Origin of the sequence: Pseudomonas sp. SMV71, assembly GCF_052042015.1 — a bacterium.
In the GTDB taxonomy this organism is placed as follows: domain Bacteria; phylum Pseudomonadota; class Gammaproteobacteria; order Pseudomonadales; family Pseudomonadaceae; genus Aquipseudomonas.
Genome location: NZ_JBKGGU010000088.1, coordinates 1 through 203, shown reverse-complemented (window position 1 = coordinate 203; position 203 = coordinate 1). Strand labels below are relative to the sequence as shown.

The following is a 203-nucleotide window of genomic DNA, read 5'->3' as shown; positions in this document are numbered from 1 at the left end:
TGTACGTCGGCCGCGCCGGTCTGGCGCGGGGTTATCTGAAGCGTGGCGACCTGACCGCGCTGCGCTTCATTCCCGATCCGTTCGGCGACAGCGGCGCACGGTTGTACCGCACCGGCGACCTGGCGCAGTACCGCAGCGACGGCGTAATCGAGTACGTCGGACGGATCGACCATCAAGTGAAGATCCGCGGTTTCCGCATCGAA

The 203-nt window shown here is 65.5% G+C and carries 1 pseudogene; it reads left to right on the top strand.

Going from position 1 to position 203, the window contains the following annotated elements:
* Positions 1–203, top strand: a pseudogene (locus ACLEJQ_RS25910) (peptide synthase); the annotation flags it as partial.